Raw genomic sequence first — 17504 nt, 5'->3', positions numbered from 1 at the left:
GGCTACGCGAGCGCGCCGATCGCCGTCTCGACCGCCGCGAGCACGCGGCCCGACTGCACGTGCGCGACCGCCGCCTGGATGTCGGGCGACGTGAAGGCGTCGGTGTCGGGCGCGGCGATGTCGGTGCGGAAGAGAGCGTGCAGCGCGCGGGTGGCCGCGCCCGGCTCGCCCTCGCCGGCGGCGAGGCGGAAGTCGAGGGCGCGCGTCGCGGTGAGCAGCTCGATCGCGAGCACGCGCGCGAGGCCGTCGATCGAGCGGCGCAGCTTGCGCGCGGCGGCCCATCCCATCGCGACGTGGTCCTCCTGCATCGCCGAGGACGGGATGGAGTCGACCGAGGCGGGGACCGCGAGCCGCTTCATCTCGGAGACGATGCCCGCGGCCGTGTACTGCGCGATCATGAGGCCCGAGTCGAGCCCCGGGTCGGCGGCGAGGAACGGCGGGAGGCCGTGGTTGCGCGCGACGTCGAGGAAGCGGTCGGTCCGGCGCTCCGACATCGACGCGACGTCGGCCGCGGCGATCGCGAGGAAGTCGAGCACGTACCCGACGGGCGCCCCGTGGAAGTTGCCGTTCGACTCGACGCGCCCGTCGCGGGTCACCACCGGATTGTCGATCGCGCTGCCGAGCTCGATGCGGGCGACCGAGGCCGCATGCGCCGCCGTGTCGCGCGCGGCGCCGTGCACCTGCGGAGCGCAGCGCAGGGAGTACGCGTCCTGCACGCGCGTGAACTCGCCGCTCACCCGCCGGGAGACGAGTCCCGAGTCGGCCAGCACCCGCGCCATGTTCGCGGCCGCGGCGGCCTGCCCGGGGTGCGGGCGCAGCTCCTGCAGATCCGCGGCGAACACGGAGTCGGTCCCGCGGAGCGCCTCGACGCTCGCGGCGGCCGCGACATCGGCCACGCGCAGGAGCGCCTCGAGGTCGTGCAGCGCGAGCAGGAGCGTGCCGAGCATCCCGTCGGTGCCGTTGATGAGGGCGAGGCCCTCCTTCTCCTCCAGCACGACGGGGGCGATGCCCGCCTCCTCGAGGGCATCGCCCGCGTCGCGCAGCTCGCCGGCCGCATCGCGCACGGTGCCCTCGCCCATGATGGCGAGGGCGCAGTGCGCGAGCGGCGACAGGTCGCCCGAGCAGCCGAGCGAGCCGTACTCGTGCACGACGGGCGTGAGCCCTGCGTTGAGCACCTTCGCGTAGGTCTCCGCGACGATCGGGCGAGCGCCCGTGCGGCCCGTCGCGAGGGTGTCGAGACGCAGGAGCATGAGCGCGCGGACCACCTCGCGCTCGACCTCCTCCCCGGTTCCGGCGGCGTGCGATCGCACGAGGCTGCGCTGCAGCTGCCGGCGCTTCTCGCGCGGGATCTGCACGGTGGCGAGGGCGCCGAAGCCCGTCGAGACGCCGTAGTGCGGGAGCGCGTCGTGTGCGAGGTCGTCGATGAGCGCGCGGCTCTCCGCCATGTCGCGGAGCGCCTGCTCCGAGAGATGGACGGGCGCGCCGTCTCGGGCCACGGCGATGACGTCCTCCGGGCGGAGGCCCGCGGAGCCGAGCGAGATGGAGCGGAGGGCGTGCGAGGTGGTCATCCCTCCATGGAACGTCACGTCCGCCCCGGCGGACAGCACCGAGGGCCTCCCGCCGTCTGGGATCCCAGACGGTACGCTCTGGGATCCCAGACGACGATGTGCGAGGCGACGGTTCGCCCCGCACCGCCCGTGGGTACCGTGACGCCATGAGCGATCAGCCCTCCCCCGCCCTCTCGCACGATCCCCTCTGGCCGCGCACGGGCGGATGGCCGCGCCCCGACGGCGCGGAGGCGGACGCCGCCCTCATCGGGCTCCCGACCCGGCGCACCTCGCTCTCGCCGACGCACGCGGACGCGACGCCATCGGCGGTGCGCGACGCGCTGCGCCGCTACTCGGCCCTCGCGCACGTGGAGGGCAGGGGCGCCGTCGACCTCGACGAGGCGCTGCGCATCGTCGACGCGGGCGACATCGCCGAGCCCGATCACGGCCGCGATGAGGACGCCGCCGTCGCGGCCGTCCGCGCGCTCGCGGAGCGCGCACGGCTCGTCATCGCACTGGGCGGCGACAACGCCGCGACGGTCCCCGCGGCGCTCGGCGCGTGGGGCGACGGCATCGCGTCGGCCGGCCTCATCACCTTCGACGCGCATCACGACCTGCGCGACGGGATCAGCAACGGCTCCCCCGTGCGGCGCCTCATCGAGGCAGGGCTCGACGGGCGGCGCGTGGTGCAGATCGGCATCGCCGACTTCGCGAACTCGCTCGCATACGCGCGGAGGGCGCAGGAGCTCGGGATCACCGTCATCCCGCGCGATGCCCTGCACGATCGCCCGATCGCCGACGTCGTCGACGAGGCGCTCTCGATCGCGGGCGCGGGCGGAGGCGCGGTCCACGTCGACGTCGACGTCGATGTCTGCGACCGCGCGGTCGCTCCCGCCTGCCCGGCCTCCGTGCCCGGCGGCCTCTCGGCCGCCGAGCTGCGCAGGGCCGTCCGACGCGTCACGCGCGACCCCCGCGTGCGATCGCTCGACCTCACCGAGGTCGATGCGACCGCGGACACCCCCGACGGGCGCACCGTGCGCCTCGTCGCGACGCTCGTCCTGGAGGCGCTCGCGGGCGTCGCCGGACGCTAGCCCGACCGAGGAGAATGGAGACGACGATGTCTGACACCTCTGCCACGCACGCGCCCGCCGCGATCCCTTCCGCGCACACCCTCCGCCGCGGGCTCTCCGCCCGGCACGTGCGCTTCATGGCGCTCGGCTCCGCGATCGGGACCGGCCTCTTCTACGGGTCGTCCGCGGCCATCCAGTCCGCGGGACCCGCCGTGCTCCTCGCGTACATCGTCGGCGGCGCCGCCGTCTTCATGGTGATGCGCGCGCTCGGCGAGATGGCCGTCCGCCATCCCGTCGCGGGCTCCTTCGGCCAGTACGCCGCCCGCTACCTCGGCCCGCTCGCGGGCTTCGCGACGGGATGGACGTACGCGTTCGAGATGGTGATCGTGTGCCTCGCCGACGTGACGGCGTTCGGCATCTACATGGGCTTCTGGTTCCCCGACGTGCCGCGCTGGATATGGGTGCTCTCGATCATCCTCTTCATCGGCGCGCTCAACCTGCTGAGCGTGAAGGTGTTCGGAGAGCTCGAGTTCTGGTTCTCGCTCGTCAAGGTCTCGGCGATCATCGCGATGATCGCGGGCGGCATCGCCATCATCGCGTTCGGGCTCGGCAACCAGGAGGAGAACGCCTCCGGCATCGCGAACCTCTGGAGTCACGGCGGCTTCGCCCCCGAGGGCGTCAGCGGGCTCATCGCGAGCCTCGCCGTCGTCATGTTCGCGTTCGGCGGCATCGAGATCATCGGCGTCACGGCCGGGGAGGCCCAGGATCCCAAGCGCGTGCTGCCGCAGGCGATCAACACCGTGCCGCTGCGCATCCTCCTCTTCTACGTGCTCACGCTCGGGGTCATCATGATGCTCGTGCCGTGGACGTCGATCACGGGCGAGGCGAGCCCCTTCGTCTCGATCTTCACGACCCTCGGGATCCCGTTCGCGCCGCACCTCCTCAACGCGGTCGTCATCACGGCCGCGGTGTCGGCCATCAACTCCGACATCTTCGGCGCGGGTCGCATGATGTTCGGCCTCGCGCAGCAGGGGCAGGCGCCCGCGATCTTCCGGAAGACTTCCCGCCAGGGCGTCCCGATCTTCCCTGTCCTCATCCTCATGGCGACGCTGCTCGTCGGCGTCGTCCTCAACGCGGTGATCCCCGAGCGGGCGTTCCTCCTCATCGCATCGGTCGCGACGTTCGCCACGGTGTGGGTGTGGCTCATGATCCTGCTGTCGCACGTGCGCATGAAGCACGCGATCGCACGCGAGGGCCGGCTTCCATCGGAGTTCCCCGTCCCGCTCTGGCCGGCGGCCTCCTACGCGGCGATCGTCTTCGTCCTGTTCGTCGTCGTCGTGCTCGGCATCGTGCCCGACACGCGGCCCGCGCTCATGGTGGGCGCGGTGTGGCTGGCCGTGCTCTGGCTGGCGTACACGCTGTTCGTCCGCGAGCAGGGGCGATCGGCGCCTGACCTCGAGGACGCGACAGCGCCCATCCCCCTGCCTCCTCGAGCGCCGCGACGCGACGCGACGGCCCCGTCTGGGATTCCAGACGGGGCCGTCGCGTTCCCCGTTGTCGCGCGGGCCGTCGCGGGATTGGATCGAGGCAGACCCCGGCTCGAGAGAGAGGCCCCGACGATGACGCTCCCCGGCGCACGCCCCGTCCGCGCACAGCGCGGCACCACACTGACGGCGAAGAGCTGGCAGACCGAAGCCCCGCTGCGCATGCTGCACAACAACCTCGACCCCGAGGTCGCCGAGCGGCCCGACGACCTCGTCGTCTACGGCGGCACCGGGCGCGCCGCGCGCAGCTGGGAGGCGTTCGACGCGATCACGGCGGCGCTCACCGACCTCGAGGACGACGAGACGCTTCTCGTGCAGTCCGGCAAGCCGGTCGGCATCTTCCGCACGAACCCGTGGGCGCCGCGCGTGCTCATCGCGAACTCGCACCTCGTCGGCGACTGGGCGACGTGGCCCGAGTTCCGCCGCCTCGAGGCCGAGGGCCTCACGATGTACGGGCAGATGACGGCCGGATCGTGGATCTACATCGGCACGCAGGGCATCCTCCAGGGCACGTTCGAGACGTTCGCCGCCGTCGCCCGCAAGCGCTTCGGCGGGACGCTCGCCGGAACGCTCACGCTCACGGGAGGCTGCGGCGGGATGGGCGGCGCTCAGCCGCTCGCGGTCACCCTCAACGAGGGCGTCTGCCTCGTCGTCGACGCCGACGAGACGCGTCTGCGCCGTCGCGTCGGCAAGCGCTACCTCGACCGCGTCGAGGCCGACCTCGACACCGCCGTCGCGGTCGCCCTCGAGGCGAAGGAGCAGCGCCGCGCGCTCTCGATCGGCGTCGTCGGCAACGCGGCCGAGGTCTTCCCCGAGCTGCTGCGCCGCGGCGTCGCGATCGACATCGTCACCGACCAGACCTCCGCGCACGATCCCCTGTCGTATCTGCCCGTCGGCATGTCCGTCGAGGAGTGGCACGACGCCGCCGCGGCCGACCCCGAGGGCTTCACCGAGCGCGCCCGCGCATCGATGGCGGCCCAGGTCGAGGCGATGGTGGGGTTCCAGGATGCAGGTGCCGAGGTCTTCGACTACGGCAACTCCATCCGAGACGAGGCCCGCCAGGCCGGGTACGAGCGCGCGTTCGCCTTCCCCGGGTTCGTGCCGGCCTACATCCGCCCGCTCTTCTGCGAGGGTCTCGGCCCGTTCCGCTGGGCCGCGCTGTCGGGCGACCCGCGCGACATCGAGGTCACCGACCGCGCCATCCTCGAGCTGTTCCCCGAGGATGCGCACCTGCGCCGGTGGATCACCGCCGCGCAGGAGCGCGTCGAGTTCGAGGGCCTGCCCGCCCGCATCTGCTGGCTCGGCTACGGCGACCGGGCGAAGGCGGGGCTGCGCTTCAACGAGCTCGTCGCCTCGGGGGAGATCTCGGCGCCGATCGTCATCGGCCGCGATCACCTCGACTCGGGCTCGGTCGCGTCGCCCTACCGCGAGACGGAGTCGATGCTCGACGGATCCGACGCGATCGCCGACTGGCCGCTCCTCAACGCCCTCACCGCCGCCTCGTCGGGCGCCACCTGGGTGTCGCTGCATCACGGGGGCGGCGTCGGCATCGGGCGCTCGATCCACGCGGGGCAGGTGGGCGTCGCGGATGGCACGCCGCTCGCGGCGGAGAAGCTCGCGCGCCTGCTCACCAACGACCCCGGGATGGGCGTCATCCGCCACGTCGACGCCGGCTACCGACGAGCGGTCGACGTGGCCGCCGAGCGCGGCGTGCGCGTCCCGCTCACGCCGGTCGTGCGGGACTGACATGGGCAGCATCCTCGTCACGGGCATCCGCGAGCTCACGACGAACGAGGGCCCGCGGCTGCGCGACGCCGCGGTCGTGATCGACGGCGAGCGGTTCGCGTGGGTCGGGTCGGCCGCAGACGCACCCGACGCCGACGAGCGCATCGATGCGGATGGTCGAGCCGCGCTGCCGGGGTGGGTCGACTCCCACACACATCTCGTGTTCGCGGGCGACCGGTCCGCCGAGTTCGAGTCGCGCATGGCGGGCCAGCCGTATGCCGCCGGCGGCATCAACGCGACGGTGTCGGCCACGCGAGCCGCCTCCGACGACGAGCTGCGCGCGGGCGTCGCACGGCTCGTCGCCGAGGCGCGCGCGGGCGGCACGACCGCTCTCGAGACGAAGACCGGCTACGGGCTCACGGTCGACGACGAGGTTCGATCGGCGCGGATCGCCGCGGAGGCAGTCGACGAGGTCACCTTCCTCGGAGCGCACGTCGTCCCGGAGGGTGCGGACCGGGTCGAGTACCTCGATCTCGTGACCGGGCCGATGCTCGATGCGGTCGCACCGTGGGTGACGGCCGTCGACGTGTTCTGCGAGCGCGGCGCGTTCTCGGCGGAGGAGAGCGCCCGCGTGCTCGCCGCCGCGACGGCGCGAGGAATCGCCGCTCACGTGCACGGCAATCAGCTCGGGCACGGCGACGGCGTGCGGATCGCCGTGGAGCACGGAGCGCTGAGCGTCGACCACCTCGGCTTCCTGACCGACGATGACGTGGAGGCCCTCGCGGCGACGTGGCAGGGCGACGGCCGCGGCACCGTCGCGACCGTGCTCCCGGCCTGCGACCTCTCGACGCGCATGCCGCTCGCGCCCGCCCGTCGGCTCATCGACGCCGGGGCGGTCGTCGCGATCGCGAGCAACTGCAACCCCGGCACGTCGTACACATCGTCGATGGCGTTCTGCGTCGCGACCGCCGTGCTGCAGATGGGGCTCACCATCGAGGAGGCCGTGCGCGCCGCGACTCTCGGGGGAGCGATCGCGCTCGACCGCCACGTCGACCGACCGGGCCGCCCGCGCCTCGGCGTCGTCGCGCCCGGCGCGCGCGCCGACCTGCAGCTGCTCGACGCCCCGTCAGTCAGCCACCTCGCCTATCGCCCCGGCATGTCGCTCACGTCCGCCGTCTGGCGGGCCGGTGTTCGGGTGGTGTGAGGAGATCATCGGACCGATCCCTCCTCGTCATGGGCCAAGATGGCGGTGAGGAGGACACGCGATGGACCGATCCCTGCTCGACCGAGCGGCACGCCGGTCTCTGTGGCGTGCCCTGCCCCCGATCCTGCTCTGCCTCGGGATGGTCGCGTGGATGGGCTGGTTCAGTCGCGGCGTGATCCAGGCGACCGACGGCGCCATCCTCGTGCCCGGCGTCTGGACCGATCAGCTCATGCGCTCGATCCCCGAGCAGCAGGAGTGGATGGCTGTGCCCACGGGCCTCCTGCTGTGGCTCCTGCTCGTCGTGCTGACGCTCGCGGGGCCTCTGCTTGTGCTCATCCTCGCGGGGCGACGCGCGGTGAGCCGACTCCGCCGGTGGCGAGTGCTGCACGGGTTCGACGCCGACCGCAGGCGTCCGGATCTCATCCTCGGCGTCGCCGAGGATGACGTGCGTCGCATGGGCATGCGGGGCCGCCCATCGGGCGTCGTCATCGCGGGCACGATCGAGCACCTCGACCCCGACACCGCGCTCGCTCGCGCCCTCGCCGGAGAGACCCGAGTGGCGGTGCTGGGCGACCGCGCGCTGATGCCTCCTTCCGTTCCCGCGCGCATCGAGGGCTATCTCGTCAACGCGCGCTCGCGGTCGAGCGCGGTCATCGCGGTCGACCGACAGCGTGACGTCTGCTGGCCTCTGGGACGCGTCGTGCCGCTGAGTGCACTGAAGGTCCTGCGGACCGCACCGAAGCAACGGCACGTCGTGGACGGCGTCACGGCCGTGGTGGGCGGCGGCATCGCGCTCACGTGGGCCGAAGACGCGGGCCTCTGGAGCTCGACCGACGGCGGATGGGGCGACGGCGGCGGAGACGGCGGCGACGGCAGCGGCGGTGACGGGGGAGGCGGCGACGGCGGTGGAGGCGGCGACGGAGGGGGCGGGGACGGCGGCGGAGGCGGCGGAGGCGGCGGCGAATGAGCGGCCGGCCACGCTTCCGGGGCCCGCGGCCGGTGATCGCGAGGACGGCGCCCGCTCCCGGGGCTCTCCTCCCTGATTGAACCCGGACCCGCCGCACGTCCGATGGTGTCTCGCTCAGGCGGGTTCGAGGGTGAATCGGGCGTCCGCGCCGTGGTCGATGTCTTCGTGGTGGGCGATGTCGTCGGCGTCGAGGAGGGCTTGGGCGAGGTATTCGGGGGTTGTCCGGTAGTGGCGGAGCCATTCCTGGATGTCCTGTTCGATCTCGAGGTGCAGTCGCCGCTCCCTCTCCCGCTCCTCCTGCTCCCGCTCCCGCTCCTCCTGCTCGCGTTGGTGCTGTTCGCGTTCCCTTTGGTGCTGTTCCTGCTCGCGTTCCTGTTCGCGTTGGTGCTGGCGGGCGCGGCGGCGCTGCTCGGCGTGCTCGCGGTCGCGGTGGTGGTGGGCGAGGGCGTCGGCGATGAGCTGGTTCGGGGTGGCTTCCGCGCGGGCCTGCGGGGGTGGTTTCTCGGTGTAGGTGTGTCCGGCGGGGCTGGTCCATTCCAGGACCCCGTCGCCGAGCTGTCGGACCTGCCAGGGCGTGTGGTGCTTGTCCTGGTGGCATCCCTCGCACAGGCAGGCGAGGTTGCCCACGTCCGTGACACCGCCCTGGGCGTACGGGATGGTGTGGTCCAGGTCGGCGGTGAGGGCGAGGTTGCGGCACCCGGGGGTGCGGCAGCGTTCGTCGCGGGCGAGGAGGTACCGCTTCTGCGCCGCGGTGGGGGTGTACCGGTCGACGGTGAGCAGCGCCCCGGTGTCGGGGTGGCAGAACACCCGCTCCCACCCGGCCGCGTTGCCCGCGAGCTTGCGGGCGGTGTCCGCGTCGATCGGCCCGTACCCGGCCAGGAACCCCGGCTCGTCATCGAGCCCCGCCAGCGTCGTCGCCGCGACCGTGACCTGCACCACCGCCCGCACCCGCGACAGCACCCGATCCACATCCCCCACCAGACCCCGCACCGACGGCGGCGCCCCACGCGGAGGACCCCCGTCCGGAGGCGATCCGTCCGGGGGTGAGGCTCCGGGACCTCGCGCGGCGTCGGCGGTGCCGGGCGGATCGGATTCCGCGCCCGCACCCACCGGATCAGCTCCGGCGTCGGCTCTGTCGGCCGTTCGCGCAGCATCCGACACATCGGATCCCGCGTCCACGCCGAGGTCGTCCGCGTCGACCTTCGTCCCGTCGTCCTCGGTGCCCGCATCGGGGGCCACCGAATCCGTGTCCGCGGTCGCACCCGCGGCATCCACGTTCACGTCGTCCGCATCGCCGACATCCGTCGCGTCCGTGTCCGTCGTGTCCGCGTCTGTGGTCCAGGGGGCGGGGGTGTCGTCGGGGTCGCTGCACAGGGCGGACAGGACCTCCACGGCGAGGTCCGACGCGATCTGCTTCGCCGTCCGCGGCCCCTCCCCACCCTCACCGACCCGCTCCGAATCCTCGAACCGCACACCCGACCCACCGGCGACGCCCGCACCCGCGGCGCCCGCGCCCCCACCGGTCTCGGTTTCGGCGGCGCGGCGTTCCTGTCGGGCCAGGTCCCGTGCGTGCTGGCGCAGGGCCCGGGCGATCGCCTGGATCCGGGTCGCCTCGCCCACGATCTCCAGCGCCTGCGTCCCATCCGGAAGCACCTTCACCCACACACCCCGCCGCGCCATCGCCGACCGATGCCGATCCGAGAACGACCGCGGATCCAGCCTCTCCGCCAGAGCCTCCGCGAACACCCGCGTCTCGAACGGCGTCGCACCCTCCGCGTACCCGACGGCCGCGGCCTCGAACACCTCCCGCAGCCCATCCGGCAGCCGCATCCCGACCTGCCGGATCACTCCCGCGTGCCGACCCGTGATCCGCGCACCCTCCAGCGCCGCGAACGTCTCCGGGAACGACCCCACCAACACCATCGCGTCCCCCAGGCGGGTCTGCATCCGCCCCTTCGACTCCCCCAGAGCCGCCGCGAACTCCCCCGCCATCGCCCGGAACGGGAAGTCATACCGCGACGAGACCGCCCCCGACCTCGCCAGCTGCGCCCGCGCGACCTCCCCCGCCTCAGCCAGCGCCTCAATCTCCAGCGCATCCGCCTCCGCCCGCAAAGCCCGCGCCCGACGAGCCCGCTCCACCGCCGAACGCGTCACCGCGACCTCCGCCGGGGTGGGCTCCCAACCCACCCCCGCATCCTCCCGCGGCATCGTCCTCGACATGCCCCCACACTACCCACCCCATCGGACATTCCACCGAACAATCCCAGCCTGTGGATAACTCCACATTCGGAGATAGAGACGATGGCGTGACGCCGACGCGACCGTCGACCGGACCTACGCCGCAACCGCCCGGATCGCGCGCGACAGCTCCTCTGCCGACGGAGTGGCCGAGGGGTCCAGCATCCACTGCAGCATCACGCCGTTGATGAGGGCGAGCGCAAGCGAACCCACGGTGCGGGCGTCGTCCGCGGAGACCTCGTTCCGATCGACCTCCAGCACGAGCGCGGCGAGGTCGCGGCGGCTCTCCGCATAGATGCGGAGAAGCTGCCTGCGGACCTCCTCGGCGAACTCCGCCTGGGCGTAGGCCTGAACACTGGCGACGAGGACGCTGCGCTTATCCGGCGCCGCCGCGAGCAGACCGGCGAGGAAGTGCTCGAGGCGTCGCCCCGGGCCGCCGTCGAGGTCGGCGGTCACACTGCTGGCGACGGCATCGCCCCACTCCTCGAAGGTCTCGATGACGGCGGCGTTGAGCAGAGCGTCCTTCGAGCCGAAGTGATATCCGATCGCAGCGAGATTGGCCCCAGTGACGCCCACGATGTCGCGCGCCGTGGTGTGCGCGTACCCGCGCTCGGCCAGGCACTGCTTCGCTCCCGCGAGAAGCGCTTCACGTTGCCCCATTCCTCGAGCATACGGCGCACCCTGTACGGGCGTGCTATACATACGTATAAGACGCACGTATCAAACTCTCGAGGAGCCTCATGTCCGCAGAGCAGACCCCGCCCGTGTCGCCCGACGCCGGCAGCATCGCCGTACCCGTCACGGTGTCGTGGGATGGCGCGTTCCACGTCAACCAGACGGTTCTCACCACGCACCTCTGGGCCGCGCCGCCCCTCCGCCGCGAGTCGCCGATCCACGATCGCGCGTTCGCGGCTCTCCGCGATCTGAAGGCCGACTGCGCGCGCTTCCTCCCCTGGTTCTCGCATCCGGTGCTCTCCGTGCCCGCCCTGGAGCCGCCCACCGAGACGGCCACCTCATGGGACTTCTCGCACCTCGATCCGTTCGTCGAGGACTTCATGGCCGCGGCCGAGGGGCGACCGGTCGTCGCGAACTTCGCGACCATCCCGCACTGGATGTTCGAGGGCGCCGAGGACGTCGTGGTCTCGCGCGACCCCGACGAGATCCACTGGCAGTACGAGCAGGGATCGGACTTCCGCGACGAGACGCTCGCCGAGGTCGCGGACTACTTCTTCCGACTCGCCAGCTGGTACATCGCGGGCGGCTTCACCGACGAGCTCGGCCGCTGGCACGAGTCGGGCCACAGATACCGCTTCGCGTACTGGGAGGTGCTCTGCGAGCCCGACCTCAACCGGCGCATGCCGGCCGAGGTCTATACCCGGCTGTACGACGCCGTGGTCGAGCGGCTGCAGCCCCTGGACCCCGAGATGAAGTTCATCGGCCTGTCCCTCAGTCACGTGCACCACGACCCCGAGTACTTCTGGCACTTCCTCGACGCCGCGAATCACCAGGACGGCATCCCCATCGACGCCTTCTCGTGCCACTTCTATGCGTCGCCGGAGATCGTCAACCCGTTCGGGCCGGAAGGCAACGCCGACCCGAGCACGTGGCGCAGCACCTTCTTCGCGCAGGCCGATGCCTTCGTGGAGAGCGTGGCGTACATCCAGTCCATCGCGCGGCGGCTGGCGCCTGGCGCGCGGATGTTCCTCAATGAGATCGGGACGTACCCGGCTGACATCATGAACCCCGCCCCGCAGATCCCGGCGTTCTACTGGGCCCTCAGCGGGTCGATCCACGCCTACCTCTGGGCGCGGCTGCTGCCCATGGGGGTCGACCTGCTCGGCATCGCGGAGTTCATGGACTACCCCGGCATGCTCCCCGGCACGTCGCTCCTCGACTGGGAGACCGGCGAGCCGAATGCCCGGTATGCCGTGACGCAGCTCCTCCTGCGCCACTTCGCTCCGGGAGATCGCGCCGTTCCGACGTCGACGGGCTACCCCGGATTCCCCGACGCCCGCCTGCATGCGCAGGGCCTCACGCGCCCCGACGGCAGGAGGTCGCTGCTCCTGGTCAGCAAGTGGGATGAGCCCATCGAGCTCGATCTGTCGGGCACCGGCATGTCCGGAGCATCCGGCGAGCATGTCCACGTGGGCACGCGCGGCATCGCGAGCTTCCGCTGCGGCGACACGCTGCGCCTCGAGCCGCACGCCACGGTCGTCCTCACATCCACTTCCGCCACTTGAACAGCGCCCACAGGGTGACGCTCGTCGCCGCCATGAGCGCGAGGGCGAGCGGGTATCCCCACGCCCAGTGGAGTTCGGGCATGTGATCGAAGTTCATGCCGTAGATGCCGCCGATGAGCGTCGGGCCGAAGAGGATCGCCGCCCATCCCGAGATCTTCTTGACCTGCTCGTTCTGCTGCAGCGACGTCTCGGTCTGCCGCTGCGTGACGATCGTCGCGTGCACCGTGAGCGCGTTGTCGAGGATGGCTCGGAAGGACGCGATGCGGTCGTTGAGACGCAGCACATGATCGTGCACGTCGCGCAGCAGGCGCTGCAGCTCGAGGTCGACACCGTACTTCTCGCCTCCGCGCAGCAGGCCGGCGAGCATGCCGTCGAGCGGCTGCGTGCCGCGCTGGAACGCGATCACCTCACCGGAGAGCTCGTAGATCCTGCGGGAGAGAGATGTCGCGGTGTCGGTGAAGAGCGCGTCCTCGATCTCGTCGATGTCGTTCTCGACGCCGCGCATGACCGGGGTGTACTGGTCGACCACCTCGTCGAGGATGGCGTAGAGCACGGCCTCGGTCCCGCGCGCGAGGAGAGCCGGATCGGCCTCCATCCGCTGCCGGACGCGCGAGAGGTCGGGAGCCTCGCCGTGACGGACCGTGAGCACGAAGTCCGGTCCGACGAACACGTGCAGCTCGCCGAACTCGACCGTCTCGGTCTCGTCGATGTACCAGGCGGGCCGCAGCACGAGGAACAGCGTGTCGCCGTAGCGCTCGAGCTTCGCGCGCTGGTGCCCCTTGCGCGCATCCTCCACGGCGAGCGCGTGCAGCTCGAACTCGGCCGCGACGGTCATCAGCTCGTCGTCGGTCGGGCGCAGCAGGCCGATCCAGCCCATCCCCTTCTGGTCGCGCATGTACTCGAAGGTCTGGTCGAGGCTCGCCGGGTCGGCGATGCGCCGCCCGTCGACGTAGACGGCGTTGTCGATGATGGGCACGAGTCCATTGTGGGCGGCAGACATCCGCGGACCCGTGCGCCATGCTGGTGGGGACACCTGCGACCGATGGAGGCCCCATGTCATCCGTGCTCGACCCTCACCCGCTCGGCGCGACCCCTCTCGTCGTGAGCCCCGTGACGCTCGGCGCCTCGTCGCTGGGCGATCCGCAGCGCTCGACCTCCGACCCGCTCGAGGTCGCCGAGGCGATGCTGTCCTCCCGCTTCGCAGTCGTCGACACATCGAACAACTACGCGGGCGGCGAGAGCGAGCGGGTGCTCGGGCGGGCGCTGGATGCCCGGGGCGGGCTCGCGGATGGCCACAGCATCGTCACGAAGGTCGACGTCGGGAAGGACGGTCGATTCGACCGCGACCGCGTGTGGCGCTCGTTCGAGGAGAGCGTCGAGAAGCTCGGGCTCGAGCGGTTCCCGCTCGTGCACCTCCACGACCCGTGGGCCGTCACGGTGGAGGAGGCGCTCGCGCCCGGCGGAGCTGTCCAGGGGATGATCGAGCTGCGCGAGCAGGGTCTGGCCGGGGCGATCGGCATCGCCGTCGGCGAGATCAGCCTCGAGAAGGCGTATGTCGGGACGGGCATCTTCGACGCCGTCCTCACCCACAACCGCATGACGATCGTCGACCGCAGCGCCGAGGAGCTGATCGCCGAGGCGAACGAGCGCGGCATGGGCGTCTTCAACGCCGCGCCGTTCGGCGGCGGGCTTCTCGCCGGAACGTCGACGAGCTACGCGTATCGCGAGGCGCCCGCCGATCTGCTCGCGTGGCTCGCCCGGGTCCGCGAGCTCTGCGCGGAATGGAAGCTCTCGGTCCCGGCCGCCGCGCTCCACTTCTCCCTGCGGCATCCCGGCGTCCACTCGACGGTCGTGGGAGTCGGCCGGCCCGAGCGCATCGCCGAGCTCGAGGAGCTCTGCGCGACGCACGTGCCGGACGAGTTCTGGCCCGAGCTCGAGAAGCTCGGCACGCCGCCGTCGACCGTCGAGGACTGATGCCGGGCGTGCGTGGCCGGCCGGACACGGTGCGCCTGCTCCGCTGGGCCGCGGGGTGCCTCGGAGCCGCCTCGATCATCGCGCTGGGCATGGCACTCAACGGCGCGTACGCGGCCGCCCTCTCGCAGGCCGCCGACGTGCCGGCCGTCAGCGCGGCCGTCCGCGTCGTCCAGATGCTCGGCGTCATCCTCGGGGCGATCGGGATCATCGCGCTCTCGAGCGCGGTCGCGTCCCGCGTAACGTCACCCTGGCGCCGGGCGGGTCTCGTGGCCGTCCTCTCCGCCGCTCTGGCCGCGATCGCGTTCGCCGTCGGCGTGCTCGCGCCGGTGCTCGCAGGGGTCGCCCTCGTGCCTGTCGCGGGAAGCGGGCTGCTGCTCGCGACGCTCATGGTGCCCGTCCACCGTCCCGCGCCGCGCGGCGCGCGCCTGCGCACCTCCCTCGTGTGCGCCGCCGCTGTGGTCCTGTTCGTGGTCACGGGTGTGCTCCACGAGACGGTGTGGAGCCCCCGTGCGAAGGTTCCGCAGCGGGAGCTGGACGAGATCTACGCGGCCATCGCCGACGCCGGGGAGACCACCGGCGGCCTGCTCATCGCGACCTGGGCCGTCGTCTGGTGCGTCATCGCGGCGACGCTCGTCGTCATGAGCACACGTGACGACATGGCCAGCTGGTTCGCGCCTCGGCGCATCGTCGCGCTCGGGCTCATCTCGATCGGCGCCGCGGGGTTCTTCCGATGGTTCGCGGGCTTCCCTCTCGGCATGGCGCTCGCCGACACGTTCGCCATCGGCGGCGGCGACACCGCGCCGTCCGGCGTCGTCCTCGGGCTTCTCGGGCAGCTCTCGCTCGTGGCGGCGATCCTCGTCGGCCTCCTCCCGGCGCCGCGCGGCTACCGTCCCGGCGCTTCCGTGTCAACCGCGAGACGCCAGGACGACGCGGACGGTACACCTGAAGGAACCCGCTGACGCGGTGACGAGCCACCCGAGCCCGTCCGTCAGCGGCCGCAGGGCCCAGCGCCTGGAAGGAGCACGACCATGGGAATCGGATCCGGAATCGCCCTCATCGCGATCGGCGCGATCATCGCTTTCGCCATCAACGTGGACCTCGGCGGAGCGGTCGACCTCACCCTCATCGGGTACATCCTCATGGCGGCCGGTGCCGTCGTCTTCCTCATCAGCCTCGTCCTCATGCTCCGTCGCCGCAGCGCCGTCTCCACTCAGCGCACGGCGGTCGACCCGGCCAGCGGCGAGCAGATCACGACGCGGCGGACGACGGACAACGGAGAGCCGCTCGCCTGAGCGCGCATGTCCGACCTCCTCGACGAGCCCGTCACGGGAGAGGTGCTCGACGGCCGCTATCGGCTCATCGCGCGCGTGGGCGCCGGCGGCATGGCCACCGTCTACCGCGCGCGCGACGAGCTGCTCGGCCGCGACGTCGCCGTCAAGCTCTTCCGTCCGATGCCGGATGATCCGCAGTCGCGACAGCGTCGGCTCGCGGAGACCCGCCTGCTCGCAGCCCTGAACCATCCGTCCCTCGTCACGCTGTTCGACGCCCATGTCGACGAGGACGACCATCCGTACCTCGTCATGGAGTACGTCGAGGGGCCGACCCTGCGCGATCGGATGGCCGCAGCCCCGCTCTCGGGTCGGGAGGTCGCCGAGACCGCGGCCGCGCTCGCCGACGCTCTCGCCGTCGTCCATGACGCCGGCATCGTCCACCGCGACGTGAAGCCGTCGAACGTCCTCATGCGGGCGCCGAAGCTGCCGGGCATCACGAGCGCGGCGACGCTGGCCGACTTCGGGATCGCCTACCTGCTCGACTCGAGCCGCATCACGACGCCGGGAACGACGATCGGGACGGCCGCCTACCTCTCCCCGGAGCAGGTCCGCGGCATGCAGCCGGCCCCCGCATCCGACATCTACTCCCTCGGGCTCGTGCTGCTCGAGCTCCTCATCGGCCGCCATCCCTTCCCCTCCGGCACGGCGCAGGAGCTCTTCGCCTCGCGCATCGCGGGCGAGCCGGAGATGCCCGACGAGCTCGATCCGCGATGGCGTGTCCTGCTCACCGCGATGACCGACCGAGACCCGGCGCGGCGCCCCACGGCGCGCGAGGTCGCCGCGGCCGCGCGGGAGATCGCGGCCGACCCGAGCGAGCCGCTCACGCCGCGGTCGGCCGCCGTCCACGAGCAGGAGACGCGGCCATTCCCCGTCGCGCAGGCGACCGTGCCCCTGCCGTCCCGCCCTGCGCCGACCGCCGCGATCCCGCTGGGCACGCTCCAGCCGCCGGCCGCGGCGGCCGCTCCTCGCCGGCGCCCTCGGCGCATCCTCGCGATGGTCGCGGTGATGACGGCGGTCGCCCTGATCGCGCTCGCGCTGGCGCTCGGCGCGCCGACGATGTTCCCGCAGGAGGAACCGGCGCCGCCCGCCCTGCCCGCGCTCGACGAGCCCCTGCGCGGCCATCTCGACGACCTCATGGAGGCGGTCACGCCATGAGACGCCTCCTGCTCCCCACCCTGATCGTCGCAGCCGTCGTCCTGACCGGCTGCGCGCCTTCCGACACCCCGACCGCTGCCTTCCAGGATGCCGTGGCGACCGTCGCCGAGCAGGCCGCGGACGGCGACGCCGCGGGGGCGCTCGCCTCTCTCGACAGGCTCGAGGCCGACGTCGACGAGGCCCTCGTGGACGGGCGGATCGACGCGGCGCGCGCCGTCGGCATCCGGGAGGCGATCGACGCCGTCCGCGCCGACCTCGAGCGACTCGCGGAGCCGTCTCCGACGCCGACTCCGAGCGAGGAGCCGGTTGTCCTCCCGTCAGACCCGCCTGCCGAGGACGGCACCGGCGATGACGGCGAGGGCGGTGAAGGCGAGGGCGACGGCGACCCCGGGAACGGGAAAGGCGGCCAGGGCAACGGCGGGCAGGGCAACGGGAATCAGGGCGGCGGGAACGGCAGCCAGGGCAACGGCGGCCAGGGCAACGGCGGCCAGGGCAACGGCAAGAAGTAG

General features: G+C 72.2%; 14 protein-coding genes and 1 pseudogene. 11 read left to right on the top strand and 4 right to left on the bottom strand.

The genetic code is table 11. From position 1 onward, the window contains the following. Positions 1–2: 2 nt before the first annotated feature. Entirely contained in the window at positions 3–1568 is a 1566-nt protein-coding gene (gene hutH, locus M1D56_RS02495) for a histidine ammonia-lyase (RefSeq protein WP_456284580.1), read from the bottom strand. Positions 1569–1714: 146 nt separating this feature from the next. Between hutH and M1D56_RS02490 the strand changes: the two genes are divergently transcribed. From M1D56_RS02490 to M1D56_RS02470, 5 genes and pseudogenes are all read left to right on the top strand, one after another. After that, complete coding sequence (locus tag M1D56_RS02490) at positions 1715–2638, top strand: arginase family protein (protein ID WP_456284579.1); 924 nt, start codon at positions 1715–1717, stop codon at positions 2636–2638. 14 nt (positions 2639–2652) lie between these two features. Then, positions 2653–3990: pseudogene (locus M1D56_RS02485) on the top strand (amino acid permease); the annotation flags it as partial. A gap of 246 nt (positions 3991–4236) precedes the next feature. Further along, positions 4237–5907, top strand: coding sequence for a urocanate hydratase (gene hutU / locus M1D56_RS02480; RefSeq protein WP_456285260.1), 1671 nt, complete (start codon positions 4237–4239; stop codon positions 5905–5907). 1 nt (position 5908) lies between these two features. Beyond that, positions 5909–7090, top strand: a complete 1182-nt coding sequence (hutI, locus tag M1D56_RS02475; RefSeq protein ID WP_456284578.1) for an imidazolonepropionase — start codon at positions 5909–5911, stop codon at positions 7088–7090. Positions 7091–7151: 61 nt separating this feature from the next. Continuing rightward, a complete protein-coding gene (locus M1D56_RS02470) occupies positions 7152–8057 on the top strand; it encodes a hypothetical protein (RefSeq protein WP_456284577.1) in 906 nt (301 codons plus the stop codon). A 114-nt stretch (positions 8058–8171) separates the two neighbouring features. Here the strand turns inward: M1D56_RS02470 and M1D56_RS02465 are convergent, their stop codons facing one another. Both M1D56_RS02465 and M1D56_RS02460 read right to left on the bottom strand, forming a co-directional pair. After that, positions 8172–10244: an HNH endonuclease gene (locus M1D56_RS02465; protein ID WP_456284576.1), complete on the bottom strand. Its 2073-nt coding sequence runs from the start codon at positions 10242–10244 to the stop codon at positions 8172–8174. A 147-nt stretch (positions 10245–10391) separates the two neighbouring features. Further along, positions 10392–10955, bottom strand: coding sequence for a TetR/AcrR family transcriptional regulator (locus tag M1D56_RS02460; RefSeq protein WP_455970587.1), 564 nt, complete (start codon positions 10953–10955; stop codon positions 10392–10394). Positions 10956–11035: 80 nt separating this feature from the next. Between M1D56_RS02460 and M1D56_RS02455 the strand changes: the two genes are divergently transcribed. Then, positions 11036–12535, top strand: a complete 1500-nt coding sequence (locus M1D56_RS02455; protein ID WP_456284575.1) for a hypothetical protein — start codon at positions 11036–11038, stop codon at positions 12533–12535. Here the strand turns inward: M1D56_RS02455 and corA are convergent. Further along, a complete protein-coding gene (corA, locus tag M1D56_RS02450; protein WP_271174686.1) occupies positions 12513–13511 on the bottom strand; it encodes a magnesium/cobalt transporter CorA in 999 nt (332 codons plus the stop codon). The two genes, M1D56_RS02455 and corA, sit on opposite strands and share 23 nt — an antisense overlap. A 77-nt stretch (positions 13512–13588) precedes the next feature. On the opposite strand from corA, the gene M1D56_RS02445 reads away from it, so the two are divergent. The 5 genes from M1D56_RS02445 (at position 13589) to M1D56_RS02425 (ending at position 17504) form a co-directional block, all read left to right on the top strand. Beyond that, positions 13589–14509, top strand: coding sequence for an aldo/keto reductase (locus tag M1D56_RS02445; RefSeq protein WP_456284574.1), 921 nt, complete (start codon positions 13589–13591; stop codon positions 14507–14509). Continuing rightward, entirely contained in the window at positions 14509–15468 is a 960-nt protein-coding gene (locus M1D56_RS02440; RefSeq protein ID WP_456284572.1) for a hypothetical protein, read from the top strand. Before M1D56_RS02445 ends, M1D56_RS02440 begins: the two co-directional genes overlap by 1 nt. 69 nt (positions 15469–15537) lie before the next feature. After that, positions 15538–15801 (top strand): DUF6458 family protein, encoded by a 264-nt coding sequence (locus M1D56_RS02435; RefSeq protein WP_271174684.1) that lies wholly within the window; start codon positions 15538–15540, stop codon positions 15799–15801. Between the two features lie 6 nt (positions 15802–15807). Next, positions 15808–16995 carry a serine/threonine-protein kinase gene (locus M1D56_RS02430; RefSeq protein ID WP_456284571.1) on the top strand — a complete coding sequence of 396 codons (1188 nt, stop codon included), beginning with the start codon at positions 15808–15810 and terminating at the stop codon, positions 16993–16995. Next, entirely contained in the window at positions 16992–17504 is a 513-nt protein-coding gene (locus tag M1D56_RS02425) for a hypothetical protein (protein WP_456284570.1), read from the top strand. The genes M1D56_RS02430 and M1D56_RS02425 overlap by 4 nt, the downstream gene beginning before the upstream one ends.

This window comes from Microbacterium sp. JZ101 (genome assembly GCF_053903175.1).
This window is presented reverse-complemented; position numbering and strand designations above follow the sequence as displayed.